The 1,118-nt window shown below is 72.1% G+C and carries 1 protein-coding gene; it reads right to left on the bottom strand.

Annotated features, from left to right (window positions below):
* Positions 1 to 1,103 (bottom strand): Re/Si-specific NAD(P)(+) transhydrogenase subunit alpha (locus FFK22_RS41860; protein WP_306770273.1); only part of this gene is annotated, 1,103 nt, incomplete at its 3' end.
* Positions 1,104 to 1,118 lie beyond the last annotated feature (15 nt).

Consider the following 1,118-nt stretch of genomic DNA (forward strand, 5'->3'; position numbering starts at 1 on the left):
CCCGAGGTCAGCCGCGTCGCCGCCACGATCTCGTCCGATCCGTCCACCTTCAGCGCCTTGCTGTCCTTGTCGACCAGCGGCGTCAGGAAGGCCACCAGGTTGCGGGCGTAGAGCGCCGAGGCATCGGTGGCGATCCGGCCCGGGATGTTGCGGTACCCGACGATGGTCACGCCCTGGTCCTCGATGACCTCGCCGGGCCTGGTCAGGGCGCAGTTGCCGCCCCGCTCCGCCGCCAGGTCGACGATCACCGACCCCGGCTTCATCGACCGCACCATCGCCTCGTCCATCAGCACCGGCGCCTTGCGGCCCGGGATCAGCGCGGTGCAGATGACGATGTCCTGCTTCTTGATGGTCTCGGCGATCAGCGCCGCCTGCTTGGCCCGGTAGTCCGCCGACATCTCCTTGGCGTAGCCGCCCGCCGTCTCGGCCGCCTTGAACTCCTCGTCCTCCACCGCGACGAAGCTGGCGCCGAGCGACTGCACCTGCTCCTTCGCCGCCGGGCGCACATCGGTCGCCGACACCACCGCGCCCAGACGCCGCGCCGTCGCGATCGCCTGTAGGCCCGCCACGCCGGCACCCATCACCAGCACCCGCGCCGGCGGCACCGTGCCCGCCGCCGTCATCATCATCGGATAGGCCCGGCCGAACACCGACGCCGCCTCCAGCACCGCCCGGTACCCCGCCAGATTCGCCTGGCTCGACAGCACGTCCATCGACTGTGCCCGCGTGATCCGCGGCACCAGCTCCAGCGCGAAGCTCTCGATCCCCGCCTCGGCATAGGCCGACAGGCTGTCCGCGTCGTCATAGGGCTCCAGGACACCGATCAAAGTCGCGCCGCGCGGGATCAGCGACAGCTCGTCGAGCTCGCCCTCGCCCGACCGCAGCGGACGCCGCACCTTCAGCACCACGTCGGCGCCGGCCAGGGCCGACGCCGCATCCGGCGCCACCTCCGCCCCGGCCGCGCGATACGCCTCGTCCGTCACCGCGCTGCCCAGGCCGGCGCCGGACTCCACCGCCACCGTCGCGCCCAACGCCACCAGCTTCTTCACGCTGTCCGCCGTCGCCGCCACACGGCGCTCGCCATCCCGCCGCTCCCGCAACACACCTATCCGCATGGA

Source organism: Mycobacterium sp. KBS0706 (genome assembly GCF_005938675.2).
Classification (GTDB): domain Bacteria; phylum Pseudomonadota; class Alphaproteobacteria; order DSM-16000; family Inquilinaceae; genus Inquilinus.